At 65.0% G+C, this 22,372-nt stretch carries 30 protein-coding genes; 4 read left to right on the top strand and 26 right to left on the bottom strand.

Annotated elements, in window-relative coordinates; translation table 11 throughout:
• Positions 1–52: 52 nt before the first annotated feature.
• A complete protein-coding gene (locus LYSHEL_RS13580) occupies positions 53–382 on the bottom strand; it encodes a hypothetical protein (RefSeq protein WP_213434576.1) in 330 nt (109 codons plus the stop codon).
• 242 nt (positions 383–624) lie between these two features.
• On the opposite strand from LYSHEL_RS13580, the gene LYSHEL_RS13575 reads away from it, so the two are divergent.
• A complete protein-coding gene (locus tag LYSHEL_RS13575; protein WP_213434575.1) occupies positions 625–1,923 on the top strand; it encodes a choice-of-anchor Q domain-containing protein in 1,299 nt (432 codons plus the stop codon).
• A gap of 499 nt (positions 1,924–2,422) precedes the next feature.
• Here the strand turns inward: LYSHEL_RS13575 and LYSHEL_RS13570 are convergent, their stop codons facing one another.
• The 12 genes from LYSHEL_RS13570 to LYSHEL_RS13515 form a co-directional block, all read right to left on the bottom strand.
• Positions 2,423–2,953, bottom strand: a complete 531-nt coding sequence (locus LYSHEL_RS13570; protein WP_213434573.1) for a hypothetical protein — start codon at positions 2,951–2,953, stop codon at positions 2,423–2,425.
• 59 nt (positions 2,954–3,012) lie between these two features.
• Positions 3,013–3,342: a hypothetical protein gene (locus LYSHEL_RS13565; protein WP_213434571.1), complete on the bottom strand. Its 330-nt coding sequence runs from the start codon at positions 3,340–3,342 to the stop codon at positions 3,013–3,015.
• 80 nt (positions 3,343–3,422) lie between these two features.
• Complete coding sequence (locus LYSHEL_RS13560; RefSeq protein ID WP_213434570.1) at positions 3,423–3,641, bottom strand: hypothetical protein; 219 nt, start codon at positions 3,639–3,641, stop codon at positions 3,423–3,425.
• Between the two features lie 199 nt (positions 3,642–3,840).
• On the bottom strand, positions 3,841–4,176 hold the full coding sequence (locus tag LYSHEL_RS13555) for a hypothetical protein (RefSeq protein WP_213434569.1): 336 nt from the start codon (positions 4,174–4,176) through the stop codon (positions 3,841–3,843).
• Positions 4,177–4,338: 162 nt separating this feature from the next.
• A complete protein-coding gene (locus LYSHEL_RS13550; RefSeq protein WP_213498451.1) occupies positions 4,339–4,743 on the bottom strand; it encodes a hypothetical protein in 405 nt (134 codons plus the stop codon).
• Between the two features lie 49 nt (positions 4,744–4,792).
• Positions 4,793–7,252 carry a Calx-beta domain-containing protein gene (locus tag LYSHEL_RS13545; protein ID WP_213434567.1) on the bottom strand — a complete coding sequence of 820 codons (2,460 nt, stop codon included), beginning with the start codon at positions 7,250–7,252 and terminating at the stop codon, positions 4,793–4,795.
• Positions 7,253–7,650: 398 nt separating this feature from the next.
• Entirely contained in the window at positions 7,651–8,016 is a 366-nt protein-coding gene (locus tag LYSHEL_RS13540; RefSeq protein WP_213434566.1) for a hypothetical protein, read from the bottom strand.
• Positions 8,017–8,545: 529 nt separating this feature from the next.
• Positions 8,546–8,902, bottom strand: coding sequence for a hypothetical protein (locus LYSHEL_RS13535; protein WP_213434565.1), 357 nt, complete (start codon positions 8,900–8,902; stop codon positions 8,546–8,548).
• A 509-nt stretch (positions 8,903–9,411) separates the two neighbouring features.
• Positions 9,412–9,747, bottom strand: a complete 336-nt coding sequence (locus tag LYSHEL_RS13530) for a hypothetical protein (protein WP_213434564.1) — start codon at positions 9,745–9,747, stop codon at positions 9,412–9,414.
• Positions 9,748–10,030: 283 nt separating this feature from the next.
• Entirely contained in the window at positions 10,031–10,483 is a 453-nt protein-coding gene (locus LYSHEL_RS13525; protein WP_213434563.1) for a hypothetical protein, read from the bottom strand.
• A 13-nt stretch (positions 10,484–10,496) separates the two neighbouring features.
• Positions 10,497–10,976 carry a hypothetical protein gene (locus LYSHEL_RS13520; RefSeq protein ID WP_213434562.1) on the bottom strand — a complete coding sequence of 160 codons (480 nt, stop codon included), beginning with the start codon at positions 10,974–10,976 and terminating at the stop codon, positions 10,497–10,499.
• 37 nt (positions 10,977–11,013) lie between these two features.
• Positions 11,014–11,865: a nuclear transport factor 2 family protein gene (locus LYSHEL_RS13515; protein WP_213434561.1), complete on the bottom strand. Its 852-nt coding sequence runs from the start codon at positions 11,863–11,865 to the stop codon at positions 11,014–11,016.
• A 159-nt stretch (positions 11,866–12,024) separates the two neighbouring features.
• Between LYSHEL_RS13515 and LYSHEL_RS13510 the strand changes: the two genes are divergently transcribed.
• Positions 12,025–12,870, top strand: a complete 846-nt coding sequence (locus LYSHEL_RS13510) for an aspartyl protease family protein (RefSeq protein ID WP_213434560.1) — start codon at positions 12,025–12,027, stop codon at positions 12,868–12,870.
• Between the two features lie 529 nt (positions 12,871–13,399).
• Complete coding sequence (locus tag LYSHEL_RS13505; protein WP_213434559.1) at positions 13,400–13,690, top strand: hypothetical protein; 291 nt, start codon at positions 13,400–13,402, stop codon at positions 13,688–13,690.
• A 36-nt stretch (positions 13,691–13,726) separates the two neighbouring features.
• Here LYSHEL_RS13505 and LYSHEL_RS13500 read toward each other — a convergent pair whose 3' ends face one another.
• From LYSHEL_RS13500 to LYSHEL_RS13440, 13 genes are all read right to left on the bottom strand, one after another.
• Positions 13,727–13,966 (bottom strand): hypothetical protein, encoded by a 240-nt coding sequence (locus tag LYSHEL_RS13500; RefSeq protein ID WP_213434558.1) that lies wholly within the window; start codon positions 13,964–13,966, stop codon positions 13,727–13,729.
• An 80-nt stretch (positions 13,967–14,046) separates the two neighbouring features.
• A complete protein-coding gene (locus LYSHEL_RS13495) occupies positions 14,047–14,505 on the bottom strand; it encodes a hypothetical protein (protein ID WP_213434557.1) in 459 nt (152 codons plus the stop codon).
• 101 nt (positions 14,506–14,606) lie between these two features.
• On the bottom strand, positions 14,607–14,906 hold the full coding sequence (locus LYSHEL_RS13490; RefSeq protein WP_213434556.1) for a hypothetical protein: 300 nt from the start codon (positions 14,904–14,906) through the stop codon (positions 14,607–14,609).
• 111 nt (positions 14,907–15,017) lie between these two features.
• Positions 15,018–15,545, bottom strand: coding sequence for a hypothetical protein (locus LYSHEL_RS13485; RefSeq protein ID WP_213434554.1), 528 nt, complete (start codon positions 15,543–15,545; stop codon positions 15,018–15,020).
• Complete coding sequence (locus LYSHEL_RS13480; RefSeq protein ID WP_213498449.1) at positions 15,542–15,871, bottom strand: hypothetical protein; 330 nt, start codon at positions 15,869–15,871, stop codon at positions 15,542–15,544. Before LYSHEL_RS13480 ends, LYSHEL_RS13485 begins: the two co-directional genes overlap by 4 nt.
• Positions 15,846–16,148, bottom strand: a complete 303-nt coding sequence (locus LYSHEL_RS13475) for a hypothetical protein (protein ID WP_213434552.1) — start codon at positions 16,146–16,148, stop codon at positions 15,846–15,848. The genes LYSHEL_RS13480 and LYSHEL_RS13475 overlap by 26 nt, the downstream gene beginning before the upstream one ends.
• A 99-nt stretch (positions 16,149–16,247) precedes the next feature.
• Positions 16,248–16,892, bottom strand: coding sequence for a LuxR C-terminal-related transcriptional regulator (locus tag LYSHEL_RS13470; RefSeq protein ID WP_213434551.1), 645 nt, complete (start codon positions 16,890–16,892; stop codon positions 16,248–16,250).
• Positions 16,893–16,941: 49 nt separating this feature from the next.
• On the bottom strand, positions 16,942–17,487 hold the full coding sequence (locus tag LYSHEL_RS13465) for a hypothetical protein (RefSeq protein ID WP_213434550.1): 546 nt from the start codon (positions 17,485–17,487) through the stop codon (positions 16,942–16,944).
• Positions 17,488–17,561: 74 nt separating this feature from the next.
• Positions 17,562–17,933 carry a hypothetical protein gene (locus LYSHEL_RS13460; protein ID WP_213434549.1) on the bottom strand — a complete coding sequence of 124 codons (372 nt, stop codon included), beginning with the start codon at positions 17,931–17,933 and terminating at the stop codon, positions 17,562–17,564.
• Between the two features lie 18 nt (positions 17,934–17,951).
• On the bottom strand, positions 17,952–19,304 hold the full coding sequence (locus LYSHEL_RS13455) for a choice-of-anchor Q domain-containing protein (protein WP_213434548.1): 1,353 nt from the start codon (positions 19,302–19,304) through the stop codon (positions 17,952–17,954).
• 82 nt (positions 19,305–19,386) lie between these two features.
• Positions 19,387–19,869: a hypothetical protein gene (locus LYSHEL_RS13450; RefSeq protein WP_213434547.1), complete on the bottom strand. Its 483-nt coding sequence runs from the start codon at positions 19,867–19,869 to the stop codon at positions 19,387–19,389.
• Between the two features lie 12 nt (positions 19,870–19,881).
• Positions 19,882–20,289, bottom strand: a complete 408-nt coding sequence (locus LYSHEL_RS13445; protein ID WP_213434546.1) for a DUF6188 family protein — start codon at positions 20,287–20,289, stop codon at positions 19,882–19,884.
• A gap of 73 nt (positions 20,290–20,362) precedes the next feature.
• Entirely contained in the window at positions 20,363–20,830 is a 468-nt protein-coding gene (locus LYSHEL_RS13440) for a hypothetical protein (protein ID WP_213434545.1), read from the bottom strand.
• 143 nt (positions 20,831–20,973) lie between these two features.
• Here LYSHEL_RS13440 and LYSHEL_RS13435 point away from each other — a divergent pair, with 143 nt between their 5' ends.
• Entirely contained in the window at positions 20,974–22,362 is a 1,389-nt protein-coding gene (locus LYSHEL_RS13435) for a choice-of-anchor Q domain-containing protein (RefSeq protein ID WP_213434544.1), read from the top strand.
• The last annotated feature ends 10 nt before the right edge of the window (positions 22,363–22,372 follow it).

Below are 22,372 nucleotides of genomic sequence, written 5' to 3'. Positions count from 1 at the left end.
GGACCGAATGTCCGCTTTCGGCCAGAAGCGGACATTCGATACTCGCGAACCGTTAGTCCTCAACCCCGTCGCTATCCTCGTATGGCTCGCACTGCCAACTCTTGTCTATTGAAGCCCTGTAAGCCATCCAGCCGATTGGCATGGCAGCAAGACCTGCAAGGGCAGCATCCCGCTCAAATGCGCAACCGAGGCAAATGATCTTGCACTCCTCGCGATCCTCGCCAGTCAGGAACTGCCATTCCCCGTCGTGATCATGGAACACGAGCAGTATCGGGCTCCCGTTGAGGACCTGACCGGAGGCATAGGCGAGCGTATTGATCGGATCCGCGAAGGGCCAGGACTCCGACGAAAACGAAAGCGGATGTACCTCGACTGTTTCCATAACGACTCTCTGCGGCGCGCACGCCTACCCGACCGTTTTACCGGATCGTGCAATTGCAGGCGAATGTCCGCTTTGGGTCGAAAGCAGACATGGCGACCCGATGCATCACGGCTGCCCCGCACCAACATGAACTATTCAGGCGTGCGTGACTTTCGGACGACAGGAGAATCCTGGTCAACGCTGACCTGCGTGGCGGAGGGAGCGCGTTGGCGAGGATTACCCCCAACGCTGGAGCATGCGAGATGCGAAATCCCACTGCTTTCCTCTTCAGTGCGCTGCTGGCCGGTGGCGCGCTGGTCCATGCGCCGCAGGCGCGCGCGGCCAACATCCCCGTCACCAACTGCAACAACACCGGCGCAGGCAGCCTGCGCAACGCGGCGACCATCGCGATCAGCGGCGACACGATCGACCTGCGCGCGCTCGGCTGCAATCCCATCAATGTCACCTCCGGCCAGATCGTGCTGCCCCAGTCGTCGATCACCCTCCTGGGCCGCGACCGCCTCCAGAACACGATCCGCGGCAATTCGACCGCGCGCGTGCTCAACCACACGGGCGGCGGGACGCTGCGGCTGACGCGCGTATCCCTCTCCTACGGCCGCTTCACCTCGGGCGGTGCGCTCGGTGGATGCGTGTCGTCGCAGGGCAACGTGGAACTGCGCCAGTCGCGCGTGCATCACTGCGATGCGGTGCCCCAGGGCGGGCTGGAGCCGTCCGGCATGGGCGGCGGCGTCTTCGCCGTCGGGAACGTCCTGCTGTCGGAGTCGAGCGTGTTCGCCAATCGCCTGCTGGGCGAAGGCGCAGGCGGCGGCATCGGCGCGTTCGGAAGCGTGACACTGGATCGCAGCCAGGTGTACGACAACATGTCCGCGGATGCCGGTGGCGGCCTGGATGGCGAGGATGTCTCGCTGTCGTATTCGATGGTGTTGCGCAATACCTCCACGCACGACGGCGGCGGCGTGACGGCACACGGCAACGTGGTGGTGAACAAGTCGACGATGGCCGGCAACGACGCCGGATGGAACTGTGGTGCGTTGTGCGCGTATGGCGACGGCACCAGGTCCATCCACGACAGCACGATCTCCGGCAACACGGCGACGAGCGACAGTGGCGCGTCCGTCTCGGGCGACATGGACGTGCGCAACAGCACGATCGCGTTCAACCGCGAAACCGGCTCGCAATGCTGGGGCGCGGTGAGTGCGCTCAACCTGCGGCTGGAGAGCACGATCGTCTCGCGCAACACGTGCGACGGCGGGCCGGACGTCGACGTCGGCGGGTTCGACTTCCCCGGCTGGACGCTCACGGGGTCGCACAACCTGATCGGCACGTCGGTGCTGCCCGTGCCGCCGGATACGATCGGCGGCGATCCGTTGTTGGCGCCGTTGGCGAACAATGGCGGCCCGACGCGCACGCATGCGATCGGCGCGGCCAGCCCCGCGATCAACGGGGGCAACAACACGCTCGGACGGGCCTTCGACCAACGCGGCGCGGGATTCCCGCGCGTGGTGGGCGGTGCCCCCGACATTGGCGCCTACGAGCGCTGAGGCGTCCTGGTGCAACGCCGTGGGTGGCGTTGCACCAACGATCAGGGGGATCGAGCCTTCGCCACCGGCCGGCATGCCTGCCATCGCCCAGAAGCGGACGTTGAGGTCGGTCTACGCGCCAACGTGGAGATCGGAACGAAGTACCTGGACGACAACCCCATCCGCGACAAGCCGTGACCCTTCGCGCAAGGTGAAGGTAAAACCTTCGCGCAGTCGCCCGGCCTGCAATTCCGGTGTCAGCAACCACAATTCTGCACGGCCAGTTCCACCCGGCTGCACGCTTCCATCGGCGAACTCGATGTGGGCGTCACAGTCGTGCAGCAACCCGAAGTCGTTGTTCGGCCGCCATCCACTCCGCCGACCACGTTCAAGCGTCGGATCGAGGGTGATGTCGGCGACTAGATCCGGGGAACGGGGTGGGCGCATTACGGCAGCATAAGCCGAATGCGGCAGAGATCGGATGTCCGCTATGGGTCGAAAGCGGACCTGTGAGACCGCACTAATAGCCCATGCAACTCAGATGGGTCTGCTTGTCAAACAGCGCTCTGGAAGCGAACTGGGCGTTGTAGCGACTTGCGGGCGGGAGCGGCACGCGACTGTATTGCCAGGCTCTCCGGGCCTTGCCGGAAATCATGGGCTTTTCATTGGTCCAGCACCAGTCAAGCAGCGTCTTGCTGCTACGGATCATCAAATCGGTGCCGGTCCTCGGGATCAGCAGATCCACGTACTGATCCGACATGCCGAAGCAGGTCATGCTGCATCCGGCGATCTCGCCCTTGGGAATACGGAGCGGCCTCATGAAGGGCATGTCGAATTCCAGGTCGATGGCGTCAGCGGTGGGACGAATGGTGACGAGGTCTCGATAGGACGAGGCGCCTCGTCGCGTCTGGCTGGTGATCGTGATGGACCTTGTCACCAGCGGTGGGGCTGAAGCGGTCTTGTCTACTGCGAAAGCGGACTCGAGGTCTTTGTAGGCGTCGGAACACGCGGGTAGAGCGACGGCCAGAAGCAAGACGACGACAAGCTTCATGTGCGATCCCCCTGCTGATTGGCCGGTCATCCTCGAATGTCCGCTGTCGCCAGAAGCGGTCACTCGCTAACGCGAGAATCCGCTTCCATCATGGACATTCGACGCATGCTGTCCTCACTGTGAAGCTTGAAGATCAGCCAAATCGCGATTGGCGGTGCTACGGCAGGCAAGGCATACAGCCATTGGCGCTTGCCCTGGGCCGCGGCTGCTTTGCCAATGAACCACGCGGTGAAAAGGTTGCACAGCCAGACTGCAATGATTGCAAGGTCGCTGGCGTAGCCGAGCCCGACTAGGATCAAGCCGAGGGCAACGCCACCGACAATCTCCAGCGCCATCAGCCACCCGGCTCGGCCAAGGTTGCGTTCGTGAAACTCGAAGGGATTGAACATGATGCCCCGGAGGCCGGAAACCAGGGCTCAGAGTACCAATTCCCAATGTCCGCTTTCGGCCAGGAGCGGACATTGCGCAGCTAGCGTTTGAGGCCGCGTCCCGCGGCAACGAGGGCGAAGCCTGCAAGAGAAGCGATCACGCCGATGAGCAACGGAATTACTGGCTCAAACACGCTCCCGAGCGGCGGCGGATTCGACAACGCCCAAGTCACGCGACCCACTTGCCAGAGTCCGAGCGCGGCCATGCCTGCTCCGACAACCAGTGCGGACCACATCGCAAGCTTGCGCAACGTTTCCATGCGTATGAGCGTAGAGAACCTGATCCTGCCCAGCAAGCGCACCTGCCGGCGAGCTAGTCGAATGTCCGCTTTGGGTCGAAAGCGGTCACCTAGGGGCGGAGCCTGCCGGCCGGGGTTCAAGTGTCCGCTTTCGGCGAGAAGCGGACATCGCCTTAACGGGTAGGCAGACCGGCTCGCGCAGGTGCCAATCTCACCGCGCTTACTCTCTCTCCTGTTCGAACACGTAGAAGGTCACACCAAGAGCTACCGCGCCGATCAAAAGAAGTCCTAGAAATGCCCCCGGTGTCATTCCCGTTCCTTCGTACGAACGCTTTCTGACGGCGTATCCGCAACTCAATGAAATGATGGCGGAAACAGCCAGCGCCTTTCGACTTGTTGGCTTTTTCAGCAGGACAAGCGTTGCGACACATACACCAAGAGGCACCAACGCCAAGCTGGAATATCCGACCACGATGAGTGGGTAAATCGCACAAATTACGTAGCCGCACAGCAGCGTTTTTCCGATGTGCTTCCGGGCCGTAAGTTCATGACGCATCGCCTTCAACCTTCTGACTGACCGGGACGCGGAGTCTACCCGGGCGCCAATGTCCGCTTTGGGTCGAAAGCGGTCACTCAGGGGCCAAGAATCTACCGGGGGACCGAGTGTCCGCTATCGGCCAGAAGCGGACACTCGCCATGGTCAACACTTTACCGAGCGTCAGGCTCGACGCGCGGGCGGCCGTACCTTGCGAATCAACGCGCGGACGCTCAAGACCATCGCCACTGCCATGGCGGGATACATCCAACCGTGCAGGATGGCGGATGCGAGGGCGTTGTTGTCGAAGCGCATCTCGGGATCGACACCCGCGTCAATCCCCGCTGCGATGCCCGCGGGGTTATACGCATACTCCGTGAAATACACGGCGACGACCCAGCCGGCGAAGATTGCGCTCATGACCCTGAGCGGTAAGCGCTTGGGCCTGGAAAGGAGCGCAGTGGCCCCAGCGACAATGCACGGCAGTGCAATCACGCCGACAGCGGCGAGGTGGAACAGGTTTTGAGGGTTCATCGGCAATAAGCTAGCGCGAATGCGGAATGTCCACTTTGGATCGAAACCGGACATCAACAATGGACACCCCCGGTCGTCAACCGTGCCTTGCGAAAACCCGCTGTTACAGTTTCTCAGCCGGCAATGGCGTCGATGTGCGATGGTCGTCGTCTCGCAGGGTAAGTCTTGTGCGCGCGGGCACTGCTTCGACGCCCTCGGTGGCCGGCGTGAGCTCGAGTTCCAGCCACTCCGCCGATTCGGGCAACGTGTCGCCGAGGATGTCCACGTACAACGACGCCGCCCTCGGGTCTGTGTAATACGACGACGCTATGGCCTCCGCAGGGATGACCAGCGTCCCCGATGCGGCCACGAAGTCCCTGCCCTCGGTCGCCGTGCCCGAACGCGTGCGCCAGTCGAGCGTGATCGACTCGATCGGCGCGAGGATGGTCGTCAGCACCTTCAGGTCGAAGCGCACTCGGCGCACGCCGGCGTCGCCTTCGCGCACGGATTTCGGCGCCGAGACCAGGACCTTTGTCGTCGGCGTGTAGGCGAACGTGGCATCGATGTTCTGCCGCACGTCGTCGAAGAAGCCCGCGACGGTGCCTTGCTGGTTCCGGTCGTAGAACGTGACCCGCGCGCCGCCCGGCACCATCCGATCGATGTAGCCCCCGCCGGAATACTCAACCGGCGGCCCCTGCCCGATATCGATGAACTGCTTACCCGAATCGATGCCGCGCAGGAGCACGTGATACGCCGCGCGGAAGGTGACGTCACGCGTGAGATCGCCGCGCACATCGGTCAGCCACACGGGCACCGCGTAACGCGCGCTGCAGCAAGTGTTGTCGAAGGTGAGATAGGGCGAGGTGCCGCGCACCACCGGGAAGGCGAACGCATAGTCAGGCGAGGCGACCTGCACCACCATGCCGCCGTCGTCGAAGTGATTGCCGTTTCCCGCGCGGGCCTGGAGATTGAACGGGCCGCTCGGCTTCGACACGCCGTCGAAGCGCACCGCGCCGCGGATCACGGGACGTGGATCATCGTCGAGGATCGTAATCGTCGCAGTGTCCTTGTCGATCGGCCAGCCATTCCGCGATGTAATGCGCAGCAGGATTGTTTCGTCGGGTTCGACGATCTCGTCCGGGAGGACCTCGACGAAGACCTGCGCGGCGTTGCCGCCGCCGTTGACGAACGCGGAAGAGAGCTTGTAATCCACGCCCTGTGTCGCCGTGCCGCCGACGACCGCGACGTCGAAGCCAGCGAAACCCTGCGGGAACATCGGGGCGTTGTAGTTCGCCCACGCGACGATCCAGCGGCTGTTCTCGCCGGCCAGTGGCTCGAAACCCGCGGCGTTTCCAAAGGTGACCGTGTCGGGCGCGCCGGCGAAGTCGGCGATTTCCGCGGCGATCGAATTCATCGACCGCACTTCGTCGGCTTCGTCTGCGATGCCGCACGGCGCACCGCACGCGGACGAGAACGGTGACGAAAAGACGTTGAGGGTGGGCAGGCCCGAGGGATCGGCCATGACCGTGGCGAACGCGGGCGACCCGAACTGACGATAGCCCGATGCATACGGCAGCACGCCGTGCCGGACGACATCCTGGTTGTCGTAGCCCTCGGTGTCGCGATCGTGCGCGTTGCCCAGCAGGTGGCCGAGTTCGTGGCTCAACGCATACGGGCTGCACGGCGCGACATTGGCGACGGCGAAGGCGAAGGCGCGCTTGAGCGTGTTGCGGCCCGTCGACTCGGCGATGCGGAACGAAGCACCGCAGGTCGCATCGACCGCCCCGCGTGGTCGCGCGAGAAAGACCAGGTCGGCCGATGCGATCCAGCGTCCGGCTTCGACCGGGAATGGCATGCCTACGTTGTGGCTCGTGTTCTGGATGCCGTACAACGCCGTCGTGTTGGCGTCGTAGGGATTGCTGATCGCGAGCGTGCCCGCCAACGCCAGCCGAATCCGTGAGCCACTGTCGACGTGCGCCTGGTTGGCGACTGCGAGCATGTGCGCGACTTCGGTGCGCGCACTCTCTTCGTCGCCGAGTTGCGCGATCAAGTCCGGGCCATACAGGCCGAGCACATTGATCGTGACCTCGCCGGTCGCCTCCGCCGCGAGCGCCTGCAGCCCGTCGGTGCGCAACGTGGGCAATTGCACCCGCGTGCTGGCGTCCGTCGTTGCGATATCGTGCACCTTGGTCGCGGGGATCTCGCGGACGTCGAAAGCATCGTTGTTCGCCGCAAGTCCCTGCATGCCTTCCGGCACCAGCCCGCCGGCTTCGGCTATCGTCGTCGCGCCGTGATCCGTGGTCACTTCCAACGTGCGGCCATCAGGCAAGGGCAGCACGGCAAATACCGCACGTTTGCCGAACGTCGCCACCATTGCCTGCGGGCCCAGGCGCGTTTGCACGCGCCCGATCACCTGCCAGTTGCCGAAACCGTCGTGCGTGTCGCGTTCGATCGCGACGTCGAAGCCGCGTTGGTCGGCGATGGCGATGCGCAGTACGCCTTCGCGTACCGCGGCTTCGGCCACGCTGCGTGTCAATGCGAACGGGATGCCGCGTTGCGCGTTCGTCGCGGGCAGTGCATCCACGGCGATGGTCGGCGGTCCGACGCGCGTCCCTTGGGCGTCGCGCGCGGCAACGCGTGTGGCCTGCGCATTTCGCGCCGCGTACGGCGTGGACGAAGCGAACCAGAGTCCGAGCGCACAAGCGCCTGCTGCGAGCGCCACGCCCGCGGCTTTCCGAGCCTGCATTTCCTGCCCCCGACGATGTCCCCACATTGATGATAGCGGGCGTGGATGAGCAGCCTCAACCTCGGTCGGATGTCGACTTCGGCCAATAGCGGATGTTCGTCATGGATTGGATCATTGTCTTCTGCACGAGCCCCGACCCGGCGAGCAAGACTTTTTCTTATTCCGCTCATGCCAAGAGGGCGGATTACCGCGTCGCGAATATCGCAATAGCTCACTCGCTTCCATGCCTGGCGACCTCAAGGTTGGTCAGCCCCGACACGCGAACTGACGGGCAAGGATCGACCAGCAACGCGCAAAACCGCTCTCGACGTCAGCCAGGTGACAACTACGACAACAGCGGGAAGAACCCAGCCAAAGACGTCCGCGAACGCGAGCGCTGCGCCGTTGACTTGGGCTGGGCCGTTGACTTGGGCTGGGCCGTTAGCGGTGATGCATTGCGCTGCCACCGCATAAGCGAGCATGAAAGCCCATCCAATTCCGATTGCGATGAGCGCGACTGTTGCTGTCGCCAGTAACGATTTGAAACGGTCCGCCGCGAGGAAGATCAACGCGGGGAGCAGCAAGCTCGTAATCCACAGAACCATGACTGCGAAATCTTCCATGGAACTTGCCCCGGGGTAGTCCGAATTCAGGAGATGCTCCCATATGTCCGCTTTGGGTCGAACGCGGCCACCCATGGCCCTGCAATTACGGAGGCGCGCTTCACGGAATGCTGGCCGATTTGCGTCGCCTGCGCCGTCCCCTCGACCAGGACACTCGCCGACAACCTTCAAACCCATGAAACGCGAACACACGCGCGCCAGCGCCGTCCCCGCAAAGGCGGTCGGCGCGCAATCCACGGGCGCCCTGGCGCTGGGCGGGATGACGCTGGGCGCAATGGCCCTTGGCGCGGCGGCGTCGGCGCTTTGGTCATCGGCCGCCTGGTCATCGGCCGGGCACGCATCAAGCGACTCGAGATCGACCACCTTGTCGTCCGTCGGCTTGAGGTCACGGAACAGCTCGCCACGCCGTCCGCGACCTCGCCTGATGGGCGGTCACAACCACTCGCATCGCAAGTCCTCCGGAGCCCCTGATCGCGCTTCCCGACGAGTGGCCGCTATCGGCCAGACGCGGACTTTCGCAACGCCCGCATCAATCCGACTCGCGAAGCGAGTTGCCAGGCCGCTCGCCGGCAGCCTCCGACAGCAGCTTTGCCAGTTGCAGGGCCTGCGCGTTCGACAGGGTGACAGGCATCACCCGGATATGCCCCAGCGCCTTTGCAACGAACTCCAGGCCAACGCCGCGATACGGGACGGCGCTCTCCAGCGAATGAACCCGCACCCGGACGGGCATGTGGAAGGAATCCGCGGCTGCAACCTCGCCGAGTGCAACCGTCGCGGCGCCGAAGCGCGCGCCAGCAAGGCTGCGATAACGCACCAGGCGATACAACACGACACAGACGATGACGCCCAAGAAGGCAAGAAACGCGTAATTCACGATGTTGCCCACGGGGTGCAAGTTCCTGGTTCAGCCGCTGTATCCAGAAGATACCGGGGTGTCTGATTTCGGCCAATAGCCGGCACCACCGCCCTTACCGTCCCGGACATTCGTCCATGGCGTTCGGACGATCCTTCCACTGGTGACGCACGTTGTAGCCGAAACACACGTGATCACAACCGCCACCAACCTCGGTGCCATCTGGACTGGCCAAACAGGTGAGGACGCAATCGGCGGCCGGCGTGCACGCTGCCGCCTTCAACCTGTCGACCAAGCACGTTTCGTACGGCGACAGCGCGCGCGTCGGTAGGCTCTTGCAACCGTTGTAGTGCGCAATATCCCCAACGTCAGGCGGCGGCGGAACGTGGGCTGCGTCGGGCGCGTCGCTGGGAGGTGTCCCCTGCCCGCCGCAGCCAGCCAGCGTGGCCAGCATCAATGCAAGGGCAATCCGCGCGAATCGGAGCATGGCTGTACGCCCACAGCGGTTCGGGTCACGCAATTTATCAGGAGCGGACGTTCGACTACGACTTTGTTCGCTTCCGCAGCCAGGCAGAACTTGCGAGCTTCTGGGAAAAACACACTTTTTCTCCTGCCAACGTCAATTGCCAGGAGACAAGAACATCCTTGCTCTCGAGCGTCTTCTCCAACGCTGGAAAGCTGGCGGAAAGTTGATACGTTCTTTCGATCTTTGCGAAGGGCGCAACAATGAGCGGGCGTGGGCCTGGGCTCAGGAGAGGCACGATGAGCGCCAACCCGTTCGACTCTCCCGACGGAACGGCGCGAAGGTCCAGCATGTTTTCGAAAAAGTAGTAATCCACGAGCGCCAGAGGTTCGGCACCCGGGTTTTCCACGGTCAATACAAGTTCGTAGCTTTTCCCCGACGGTCGCACTGCCGCCATGGTCCTGGGCGTGGCGCACGCGGCTGCGCTGTTTGTCGCCGCCTCTGATGGAAGCGGGACAGGCGGTACGGATGCGGCTCGGGAAGGAGCGAGCGCAAGCATCAAGACTGCGGTGGCAACGAAGGCTCGGGTCATCGGGAGTGCGTGCCGGGGTCTGGGGGTTGTCAGGGAAGTTCGCCGAGGAGGCTACCGCTTCATGTGCGCTTTGGGTCGAAAGCGGTCATGCGATGACCGATGGCAACTAATGCTCCCCGACCTTCGGGAAGCACGGATTCGTTGTCTTCCACCCTTGCGCATCGACCGCTTTCCTTGCCTCCGCATCGGGAAGCAACAAGTCCAGCGGTACCTCGATCTGGTCGTGCGAGAAGCGCAAGGCCACGTTCCAGTGCGGGCCGGCTTCGTTGAAACCGCGGTACGTTTCTTCGACTTCGAAATACGTCGGCGCGAAGCCCACGTCCCGCACGAGCCCCTTGCGTTGCCCTGGCGTGAGCTGGAACACGTAAGGCGTGTACGGGTTCATTGTCTTGAATCGCGCAAGGTGGCACGTCCTGAAGTGCGCGATCTCGTGCTTCTGATCGTCCGTCAAATCGAACACGAGCACCTTGCCGACATAGCGCCCCGCCTTTGGCAAGCCGTCCGCGTGCACCACGCCGGCAAGGAGGAAGAGGCAACAGGCGATCGTCAACGTCTTCATGGCGCTCGATGCCTTACTTGGTCAAGGCAAACGTCGGAGACACGTAAGCGGCGCCAGAAGCATCCTTGACCTCCACGCGATACTTGGTCTGGCCAGCGACGTCCAGCGCCGTAGTGACATCGACGTAATTCACCCACGTCGCGCCCTCGCGAAGCAACACGCTTGCATCGGGCGCCTCGAATGTCCCCAGGATCGGGGCGAATGCAGTCCATTGCCCGTTCTTCCACACCTGCAGTTGCAGATCGCGCCCGTAAACAAGAACACCTGCCTCGTCCGACGAGGCGTTGAAGGTGCTGCCGCCATCGCCAGCGTGTAAAACGATTCTTGCGCACCGCGAAGCACTGTCCCATGGACACGCAGCATCGAGATCACGCGCTTCGACGATCAGCGCCTGCGCCTGCGCTTGGGCTGCAAGCAACAGCGTCGTGGCCGCGCAAAAATAGTGTGCAGCGCGCAATGCGCCACGTCGATTTGCATTTCGCTTGGCTTCCATGTTTCCCATGACGAATTGCCTCTCTTGCAACCGCCTGCTACGGCTGGAAACAGTCATAGTTGCGCTGCACGCGGATCTTGCCGTGCTCGAGTTCGAAGAACATCGCGAAGTGGGCTTTCATTTCCGCACCGGGCGCCAGGCTGCCGAGCGGCACCGCCAGCACGCCCGTCCACAATGCTTCCACGGCGACGCGATCGCCCTGCGCCATCTCGGACGTGACCTGGTAGGACTGTTGCCGGAGCACGCGCTGGCCCTGTTCGGCGCGCGACAACAGGGTGGCGAGATCGCTTCGACCGCCGTTGGGGTTGAGGCGATTGGGATACTCGATCTGCACGACGTCGGCGGTGAAATACGCGGCCAGTCGCTCGCCCGTCGTGCCGGCGGCGAGATCGGCGAGATAGGCGCGGATGCAGTCCAGGTTTTCGTTGTTCATTGCAGGCTCGCTTGCGGCGTTGAACGGTGTGCTTCGAATGCGCATGACTAAAGCCCCATGCCCGCGACCGCAAGGATGCAAACGAAAGCAACCCCGAAGTTCACCCAAAGCATGAAGGCGGACAGGCCTGCCAGCGGGAGGCGGTCGTGCCTGGCAAACACCGGCACGAGCAGCATGCACGCCATGTAGCCCCACCAGAGCCACGCGAGGATCGTGGCGGGCCATCCAGCGGCCGGACGCTTCCTGCATCGCGAACGCGCTGTGCGGATGCTCTGGCCAGAACGCCGCCGCATAGACGGGAAAGGCGATGAACACGAGCGCCGAAAGCGCCGATGTCAGGACGACCTTGCGCGACGCCCATCGTCGGGTCTTGCGCAACGACCAGATGGACCAGCTCGCGGCGGCGACCAGGGCAAGACTCACCGGCCACAGGGATAACGGCACGTCGAGCGACATGCCCAGGACGATCCAGATCCGGTCCAGGAAACTCCCCATCGCTCCACTCTAGCGGCGGGCGGTTGGACGATGGTGACTTCCGGCAGGTGCCCCAAGGTGGTGTAGTTAGATAAAACACCAGCACGCGAAACCCGCGCCCTCCCCCGACAGGACCCCGTGATGCTGACTCCGTTGCTGTCCGCCGTGCTGCTCACCGCCGCCGCCGATGTGCCCGCGCCCCAGGTTGTTCCCATGCCCACGCCCAAACCCATCGAACTCGGCGATTTCGGCGGCCGGCTCCGGTCGGTGCGGCTGAAGGTCAACGGCCACGAAGGCGTGTTCACCCTCGACACCGGCGGGGGCGTCAGCCTGCTGTCGCCGGCGTTCGCGAAGAAGATCGGGTGCACGCCCTGGGCGGCGCTCACCGGCTTCCGCCTGGATGGCCAGCGCCTGGACTTGCCGCGGTGCGAGAACGTGCGCTTCACCCTGCCCGACGGCACGGCGTTGAAGCCGGTGGCGGCCGGCGTGATCGACCTCCAGCCCCTGTTGTTCAAGGGCGCACCGCAGGCCGATGGATCGCTGGCACTGGATGCCTTCGACGGCATGCAGTTCTCGCTCGACCTGGGCAACGGCACGCTCGTCATCGAATCGCCCGACACGCTGGCCGCGGAAACGAAAAACGCCAAGCCGACGCCCATGCGACGTGCGCGCCAGGCCGGCGGTGCGGCCCTCGGGGTCATGGTGCCGATACAGACGACGCAGGGCGAACTGTGGATGGCCCTGGACAGCGGTGGCGGACCACCGGTGCTCGTTCGCGATCGCGTGGCCAAAGCCGCCGGCGCGGAGCCGGCCAACCAGGAACTCCAGCCGTTCCGGTTGATGGTGGCCAATACCCCCGCGCTCGACACGCGCGCCTTCGTCAAGGACATGATCCTCGACGGCGTCATCGGCATGCCGGTGCTCGTGCGTTGGAAGCTCAGTTTCGATCTTGCGGACGATCGCCTGTGGATTCGGCCGACGCGGTGAGTGGCGGTTCGTTATCGGCCTGAGGCAGCGATCGGGGGAATGGGGAATGTCCGCTTCCGGCCAGGAGCGGACATCGCGCGCGGCGTCTATTCGGCTGCCAGGGCGACTAAAGGCCCAGCGCGAGATCAAAGAGGTCCCTTAGCCACCGGAGGAACGACTTTGCCGCGGGTTCCTTGTTTCGAAGTCGAACCGCGAACAACCATGTGACGTAGGCGACCAGGACCAAGAACGTGATCAGGATTGCGATGCCAACGATTACGGAAAGCGCGTTCCCCATGTCATTGCTCGTGGTTTGATTCGCGCCGAGCGCGCAGGCTAACGCAGCTGGTCATTCGGCGCGACCGGCAGACCGAATGTCCGCTTTGGGTCGAAAGCAGTCACTCGATCCCGCGAACCCGATCCGCTCTGCTTTCTGTGCAGCGCGTCATTGAACCCCCTCGCGGAATCGGCCATAAGGCACCCGGGGATGGACGTGTTCTTTGCAGGGGGCGGAGTGCTTTACGTTGGCTGCCGCGTACGGATCCTGTTCGTGCGCAATCAAGTGTTCCAGGACCTCGTGGACAGCACGGGGACGATCGTGGGCCGCGCCATGCCGGCCGATCCATTCGGCCCCGAGGACCAGGGGGATTGGCTGGTGTCCTGCGACGTGTACGGCGGCACCCGGTGCCCGCGGTACACCTACGCGTGGGATGCCGCGAACTGGCAGGTGCGGAAGGTCTATCCGCACTTCTGCCCGAAGAGCGACCAGTTGAAGGCCATCATAGACTTCGACCCGGCTTCCGAGGCGTTGCCGGAACCGGAGGCGCTGGTGCACGCGTGACGTGCGGTGCGGCCGCGTGTCCGCGAATCGAGCGCGCTACTTCCGCCCGAACAACTTGCGACTACAGGTCGTGCACCAACCGCCGAAAGGCCAGAGCATCATGAAAGGCCCCAGGCCAATGTAGCCGACCCGTCCGCCGCATCGCGGACAGGGCCAGAAGGCGACGCCCATGGAGAGGACGGCCAGGACCACCAGCGCGATGAGCGCCTTGTCGTCGCTGCCGAACACGACGAACGCCACGGCTGCGGAAAATGCAGCCCAATAGAACAGGCGCATTTGCCGGTATTGCCGCCACTCGATTGGATCTGCGGGGTCCATTCGCAAGAATCTCGCAATGCCGGTGTCAGCTCTGACGCTCAGGATCGAGCAAAGGCAACCGCGTCGCCCAGATGGTCGAAGTGCATCTCGCCGACGATGAAGTATTCCCCGTTGTACGTCACGCCGAGCTGGTCCATCAACGCACGGTCCGCGTCGGACAAAGTGGGCGTTGGCCGGATCCACCACCGCGCGTACTTGACCAGGCCAGGCCTGCGTGACCCAAGGAAGGCAGCGGGCCACACCCCCACGGCGAAGGCGATGGGCACGGCCAGCACGCCCCATTCCGCGCCTTGGATTGTCCTGGCCAGTGCAACGCCGAGGAAGGTGAAGAACAAGAGCGTCGCAACGGCAAGCCCGATGGATCCACGGTTGATGTTGTTTCGACCGCCGCACTTCGGGCAATGGATGTCCACTGGGGGCTTGCTGGGCAGGTAGCGCCAGAAGCCCACCGCAATCGGCGTCCCGCAAAAGGCACAGGGGGTGACGACGTTTTCCATTGCGGCGGCTGACGGTCTAGATGTGGATGCGCCGTCAGACTACCAATTCGCGACGGCAGGATCGTGGTCGTGATGCATGTCCGACTGTCGTGATGCTTGCGCTAGACGCCAGCACTCATCAAAACAAACAAGGGCAAAACCGTCGAAAGAAGGTGCGCGCCGATCAGCGCCAAACCGGCCGCCTGGGGCCATGACCGCAAGTGCGGATAGCGGACGAACGCAAAAAGACAGGCAGGAAAAACGATCAGCTCAGCGAACATTGACATTGCGCAGAGGGCGCCGAGCAGCGGCGCAAGAACGGTGCTGCTGGACACGACCGCGCCATACAACGTGAGCAAGGACAGCGGCGGCAAGGCGTAGAGGACGATCGATGGAAGCCCCGCCGCGCGTTCTGTCGTCATCTTGCCCAACCATGCAGTGGACCGGTTGGCCAAGCCTAGCAGCGCATGCGAACGTCCGCTGCGGGTCGAAAGCAGCCACCGATGACCACTGCCAGCGATCGGCCGAAGCGCTCACTTGTCATCGGAGTCGACCTCGAAATACCGGGTGCGCTCGAGCGGTGCGTCGGTTTCCATCGCCGAATAGACCGCACGTTCCGCCACGCGCGATTGGCCGAAGCGAACCTTGGCGATGTACGCCTCCGACGCGTCGCCGCCCTCCAGGACGAGGACGAACTGGTTGCCGGCGGTCGCCAGCGTCGCCTTGTCGACGTCTCCCAGGTCGACGAACGCCGACCTGGGAACGACCACGTCCCTTCCGTCGACCTTGAGCGCGACTTCGTCCAGGACACTGCAGGGAAACCTGCTGTACGTGCAGCTCACGGACCTCGGCAACCGCTTGGTCGCGTTGACGCCGACGTCGACACGATGCACCTGGATGACCACCTCGACGCGATGGCCGTTCAACCGTTCCGCCAGCACCGTGCGCCCTGTGGGAGCAACTTGCACTTGGCCTGCATGCGCCGCGCCCATGGCCAGGCACAGGGTCCAGGACGCGAGCGCGTGTTTGCGTTTCATGCGTGTTCCCGGGAAGACCTTCATTCGGATCCACCATCGGCGAACATCGAAACCAACGCGCCAATGAGCATGACGGCCGCAACCAACAGCCACCACTTCATGTGTTCCCAGGACGCGACGGAGAAGATCGGGTAACCACTCCGATGGGCAGAGATCCAGGCTTGCCGGAAGATCACGACCAACAGCAGCCCCGCGACCGCCATCACCCAGCCGGCCACCGACCAGTCCTTCCGCATCATTGCCCCCTTCCCTGCCGCCATGGAATGCCGGATCGATCGCGACGCCGGCACAGCATAGGCGCCGCCCGAGCAGTGCGGTGCACCGTCATCCAACCGATCGAGCCACCTCATCCCCGGATTCCAAAGCCGAGGCGTCCTCGCCCATCGACTCGGCTTGCCACTGCACCAACCACCCCTCCACCGCATCGATGGCGTCGAGCTCCGACGCACACCGGATCCGCGCCACGTCCGCCCCCGGTTGCAGCCCGACGATCGCGAGGTAGTCCGCCCCGCTCCCTTTGCAGACCAGGCCAAACAGTTCGCCGCGCGCACCGCCCCGGCGCAGGTGCAGGTCACTGCACCCGGACTCGGGCCCCACGGCGTGCCACCTGAAATCGGACAGATCCACGGACCGGAAGCGTGGCGCGCGGCACATCGACCCGAAGTGATGGAACGCGCCCGCAGACCCGCAATACAGACCAAAGCAGGTAGGACCCCGCGCGGCCCCCTACGGGAGCCCGAACATCCCTGCCTCGATCCCGAGGCGAATCGCATCCGCGGTCGTCCGCACCCCCAGGCGCTTCAACAGCGCGGCGCGATGCATCTTGACGGTCTTTTCGTCGATGCCGAGGTCCGCGCCGATCTGCTTGTTGAGCTTGCCTGCCAGCATGCCCAGCAGCACGTCGCGCTGGCGGCGCGTCAGGGCGCGCACCTTCCGCGTCGCGTCATCCGCGGTCTGCGCGGGAACACGCGCGCTACCCACGTCCATCTGCGACCCGAGGAAATACCCGACGTCGCCATTGGGAAGCAGCACGGGCGCGATCATCACCGCGTTGCGGAACGGCGTGCCGTCCTTTTTGACATTGCGCACTTCCACGAGCACCGGGCGCGCTTCCGCCACGGCCTGTCGCAACGCCATGCGGCCGGGCGATTCCCCGGCATCGCCCGCCAGGAACCGGCAGTTGCGGCCGATGACCTCGTGCGCTTCGTAGCCGGTCAACGCGCAGAACGCGCGGTTCACCGCAATGATCGCGTTGTCGGGCAGCCGCGGGTCGGTGAGGATCGTCGCGATCGGCGAGAGGTGGATCGACGCGATCAACGCGCGCTCGAAGGCGAGGCCCTGCTCGTCCGCGATGGAAGGAGTCGTCGCCATGGTCGCTCGCCGCGCTTCCGGCGGATTTTCTGCCACGGGACGGGCGGGTTCAACAGGCCGGTGCCTGGGCAGGCCTCGCCGCACGGGTGAGGGCTTCGCACCATTCCTCGAACACCTTGCCGTCGTACGGCAGCATGTCGCCTGTCTGCGGGTGCCACATGTTGCGCGGCGCGCTCACCATGTCGCCGCCGCAGACGTGGATGCCGCGCATTTCGATCGGCAACGGATTGAAGATGGCATGGATGGCATCGGCGTCCATTGCGATGGCGGTGCCGGCGGGGACGGTGATGTCTTCAACGACGTCCAGTCCGCCATCGCGCCCGCGCACGTAGAAGCGATCGAGCTCGCAACCGCTGGACACACCGACCACGGCCCACATGCCGTGGTCGTGCACCGGCGTCGCCCCGTGCGGCGGGAGCGTGACGTTGACGATCAGCAGCGCCGCGGACCGATACAGGAATTCGTCGCGCCCTTGCCACGCAGGATCGTCGCGCTGCGACACCAGGGCGGCGCGGACCAGCGCTGCGATGTCCGCAGGTCCGCCGCCCGATGCGATGCAGTCGCGGCACTCCGCGATGAACGTCTCCGGCGTCATGCGTTGCACTCCTTGCGGATTCGGTCAACGGTGCGCCGGATTATTGGGTGGGATCCAGAGGTCTGCAAATGCGCTCATGGCGCGCGCCGAAGCCAATCCAGCGCCAGGTCGTAGTCGGAGAACACCCGGCACGTCAGCCCTTTCGTCGCGCACGCCCCGAGCACCGGGTTGAGGAAGTCGGCGGACAGCGTGCCGGTGATCGCGAGCAGGCCATCGTCGACGTCGGGCGCGGCAATGACCCGGCTCATGAAGTCGATGCCGGCGTCCGCGTTTTCCACGGCGGGCGTCGCGTAGGAGTAGTCGACCAGCAACTTCTTCGGACTCGCGTCGGGGTGGAAGGCACGCCCTGCGCGCACCAGGGTCTGGCAACGTTCCTTGATCGTGAGCCGACCGAAGTAGCGCACGACCACGATGTCCGGCCCCAGTGCGGTGACGTCATGCTGCATGGGGCTCGCTCCGGATCGTCACCGCTCCACGGCCCCGATGTCCGCCGCCGCGCCTTTCACCCGGACGAAGTTGCGCCGGCGTTGGTCGGTCGCGAATCCCGGGCTGTTGTTGCCCTTGTCGATGACCGGGCTGTCGGCCAGGGGCAGGTGCGTTTCCGTCACGCCGCCGTTGAACGCCAGCGCACCGAGCCGCGGGCTGTTGGTGCGCACGGTGCCGTTGCCGGTGAACACGAGGTTGATCGCGCCGAGCAGGTTGTTGTTGCCCAGCGCGCCGGTCGCGCCGGGATCGTCCACGCTCGCCAGGTCGTCCGGCATCCCGGCGCAGGTATTGGCCGAGACGATCGAACTGTTCAGGCGCAAGCGCATGCGCACCGACGCGCCGCTGCCCAGGCATCCGGCCGCGCCGGGCGCGAGCGCGCGGTTGGCGGTGATCGTGCTGTTGATGACTTCCTGGGTCATGTAACCCGCGTCGAACACCACGCCGCCCTGGCTTTCGTCGGCGACGTTGCCCGAGACGGTGCTCTCGATGAGGCGCGTGGAATTGGCGGCGGAGAAGTACGCGCCCGCCGCCGTGTGCGCGCGATTGCGCGCGATGGTCGAGAACATGATCGTGATGAGCCGGTCCGTCTGGCCCGTGCCGTCCACCCACATGCCGCCGCCGACGCCGCCGGCGACGTTGCTGGTGACGTTGCTCAGCTCCACGTGCGCGCCTTCGAGCGCGACGAAGCCACCGCCGTTACCCGAGGCCTGGTTGTTCGAGACGCGACTGTTGTTGACGCTGATGGGGCCGCCGGAATACACGCCACCGCCGTCGCCACCGTCGGCGCGATTGGTATGCACGATCGAATGGGTGAGCACGACGCCGGCGCCGCCGTACACCGCGCCGCCGTAGCCGGCATCGCCGCCACTGCGGCTATCGCGCGCGAGGCAGTGGTGGACCTGCATGTCCTGCAGGGACACGCCGCCGGTGGTGGAAATGCAGCCGCCGAACGCCTCGCCGTCGAGCGCGCGGCCCCACGACACGGTGAAGCGGCGCAACGCGAGCGAAGTGAATGCGGCATCGGCCGGCGGCGCGTGGACGAAGACCTGGCTGCGGCCATCGCCGCTCACCGTGAGCTTGTCGAGGCCGGGGCCCTGGATCTGCAGGACCGGCTGTCGCAAGCGGATCGGTCCGGTGCGAAGCACGATGCGATTGCATGGCAACGCATCCATCGCGACCACCGCGCCATCGGGTGCCGACTCCGCCACGGCCCGCAGGCTGCCCGCCCCGGTGTCGTTGCAGTTGGTGACGGTGAACGTCTGCGCATGGGCGCCCGACGCGGCGAACAACAACCCGGCGGCGGCGGCGAACTGGATGAGCTTGGTCTGCATCGCGCCACCTCTTGCGGCACGGGGATGCGGACTGTCCTCCCGGGCGTGTCAATGGCGTGTTGTCGTGATCGGCCTCGGGGTGTCACTCGGGTTGCACGCACGGCCTGAAAGCCGCAGTGGTCCAGGAATGCTCGTCCTGGTCCTCGACGCGGAGACGGAAACGCCGCGCGTACTCGGCCTCGCCGATGTCGTACAGCGTGGCGGAGAGCACCGTGCGATTGCCGGGCGCCATCGTCAACGTGGGTTGCGGCAACGGACCATGCGCACCCGCGCCATGTTGCGCTGCGGCGTTGCCGGCGCTGTCCAGCACGGCGTATGACAACCAACTCAGCGCATCGGGTGCGCCGGCGACGTGCCTGATCCAGAACCGCAGGGTGCCGCGGCTGTCGTTGCGCACGTGGACCTTGACCGCAATGTCGCGATGGCCCGCATCGCATGGCACGTCCGGCGCTTCGACCTCGACACCGACTTGCCCCGGCGCGACGCGATGGCTCGACGCCATGCACCCGGAGACCAATGCCGCCATGATCAACGACGCGCACCACCCGCCCTTTCCTTCAAACACGTGCGCTCCCCATCAGTCCCAGACCACGACGTTGCCGCCGCCCTGGCCCACGGCCAGGGTGCCCGTCGGCGATTCCACTTGCCAGGCCTCGTAGCCACTCGACTCCGCGATCGCCTGCAGCGTATAGCCATCGAACCGCAGCGCGAGGTCTGCGGTTCCCGCAGTGACCTGCACATCCGTCAACGTGCAGCCGCGCAACTTGCTGGCGAGTTCGCACGCGGCGTTGACCGGCGCAGTACGGCCGAAGTGCTGCCCGTCATCGCGATTGGTGAGCACGAGCGTCCCGGACGAGAGCAGGCGCCATAGCGATTCGATGCGCACGCGATATCCGTTGGAGAGCGTTACGACCCATGAGCGGTCTTCCCATTGCTCGACGGCGTCGACACGCCCACCAACGAGAACCGACGCCCAGGATTCCATCGACTGCCTCATGAAGTCTCGACCGCGGTATGCAACCGGAAGCCAACGAAAAAGTCGAGCGGCCTCCAACATTTCACTTCCTGCCGCGGCAATCGAGCAACGCCTCGACCGCGTTCCACGCACGCACGAACGCTTGCTCATCCGCGTTGAGGTTCGTCTTCGCAGGTGCGTCCCACCAGGACATCCGCAGGTCCGCACCCTGTCGGACCGACAAGGTCTTGTACGGGCCGTCGAATTGGAGCGGACCACTGGTTCTGACCCGCGTTGGCACCGGATCCAGCCACTGTCGCGCCGAGGCCACGACACGATCCGCCTCGACCGGGCTGAGCCTGCAGCGAATGCGCTCCCGCCGCCGCGACAAGTCGCCACGATGCTCGACGACGTCGCCGTCGGGCTCCAGTCGCAGCGACCACGTCTTTGTCGCCGGACCAGCGATCTCATGGAACATTTCCACCAAGGCGTCGTCGTCCCGAGCGAAAACATCGGACGCGACGGCGAGCATGGCCGTCATCAGCAGGAACGCTTGGGTCGGGCGCTTCATGGTGGCTTCCGATGCCGCGTCAGTGGAGGCGGCGTATCGCTGAGTTTGCACGATGCAGGAGCCACGATCCCATTCACCCGAATTGCACACCGCCTCCACGGCACCGGTTCCATCGTCGCGCTCCCCATGCGCGGAGTTGTGCCATGTCGCGTTCGATCCCCGTGACCACGATCGGAGCGTGCCTGCTGCTCGGAACGTTGGGCGCACTCGGCATCGCACCGGAAGCCCGGGCCGCGACGCTCACGCCGACGAACTGCAACGACAGTGGCGCCGGCAGCCTCCGGGCGGCGGTCACCTCGGCCACCAGCGGCGACACCATCGACCTGCGTCCCCTCGCCTGCCACCGCATCGTGCTGACCACCGGCGCGATCATGATCCCGCAGGCCAGCCTGACCGTGCGCGGCCCTGGCTACGCGCGGTTCGCAGTGAGCGGCAACTACAGCAGCTCGGTGTTCCGGCACGACGGCACCGGCACGCTGCACTTGCGCGGGCTGACGATCGAACAAGGCCAGCACCGCGCCGAGATGGCGAACGGGGGCTGCATCTTCACGGCCGGCAACTTCGACGGCAACGACATCCACGTGCGGCACTGCGGCGCATACGCACGCCTGGACGCGCTGGGCGGCGGCATCTACGCCGCGGGCAACATCACCCTGTTCTACAGCGCGGTGTACGACAACGGCGCCAAGGGCCGGTCCTCGGGCGGCGGCGGCTTGACGCTCGGCACCATCGTGCCCGGCACCGCCGACCTCGTGGGCGGCGACCTGCGCATGCACCGCTCGCGCGTGTTCCGGAACGTGGCGGCGTCCGGCGGCGGGCTCCGCGCCCTCGGCAGCGTCGACATCACCTACTCGAGCATCTCCGACAATCACGCGCGGGTCTCGTCCGGCGCGATGGATGTCTTCAACCACGGCACAGGCACGCCGTCGCGCATCGCCTACTCGACGATTTCCGGCAACACCGCGGTCAACTCGATCGGCGGGTTCAACCTCTCGCCCAACACGTCCATCGAGAACTCGACGATCTCGGGCAACGCCGCACCGTTCATCGGCCTGGGCCAGATCATCGGCCCCGGGACCATCGTCAACAGCACGATCACCGCCAACGTCACCACGACCGGATTCGACACCAACTGTTTCCCGGGCGTGCTCACCCTGTACGGCGAATTCCACGTGGAGAGTTCGATCCTCGCGGGCAATACGTGCCTGGGCGGCATCAGCCGGGACGTCACCGGGCAGGACACGAATTCCGGTCCGTTCCCGCGGCCGCCGCCGACGGTGATCCTCGGCAGCGACAACCTGGTCCAGAATTCGATCTTCGTCACCTTGCCCGCCGACACGATCCGCAACACCGACGCGATGCTCGGCCCGCTCGCCGACAACGGCGGGCGCACGCTGACGCATCGGCCGCTGTCCGGCAGCCCCGCGATCAACCGCGGCAACAACGTGGCGGGCTTCGACGTCGACCAGCGTGGCGAAGGCTTCCCGCGCGTGGTGGGCGGGCGCGCGGATATCGGTGCGGTGGAGCGATAGGGCTCCGCGG

This window comes from Lysobacter helvus (assembly GCF_018406645.1).
Taxonomy (GTDB): domain Bacteria; phylum Pseudomonadota; class Gammaproteobacteria; order Xanthomonadales; family Xanthomonadaceae; genus Noviluteimonas; species Noviluteimonas caseinilytica.
This window is presented reverse-complemented; position numbering and strand designations above follow the sequence as displayed.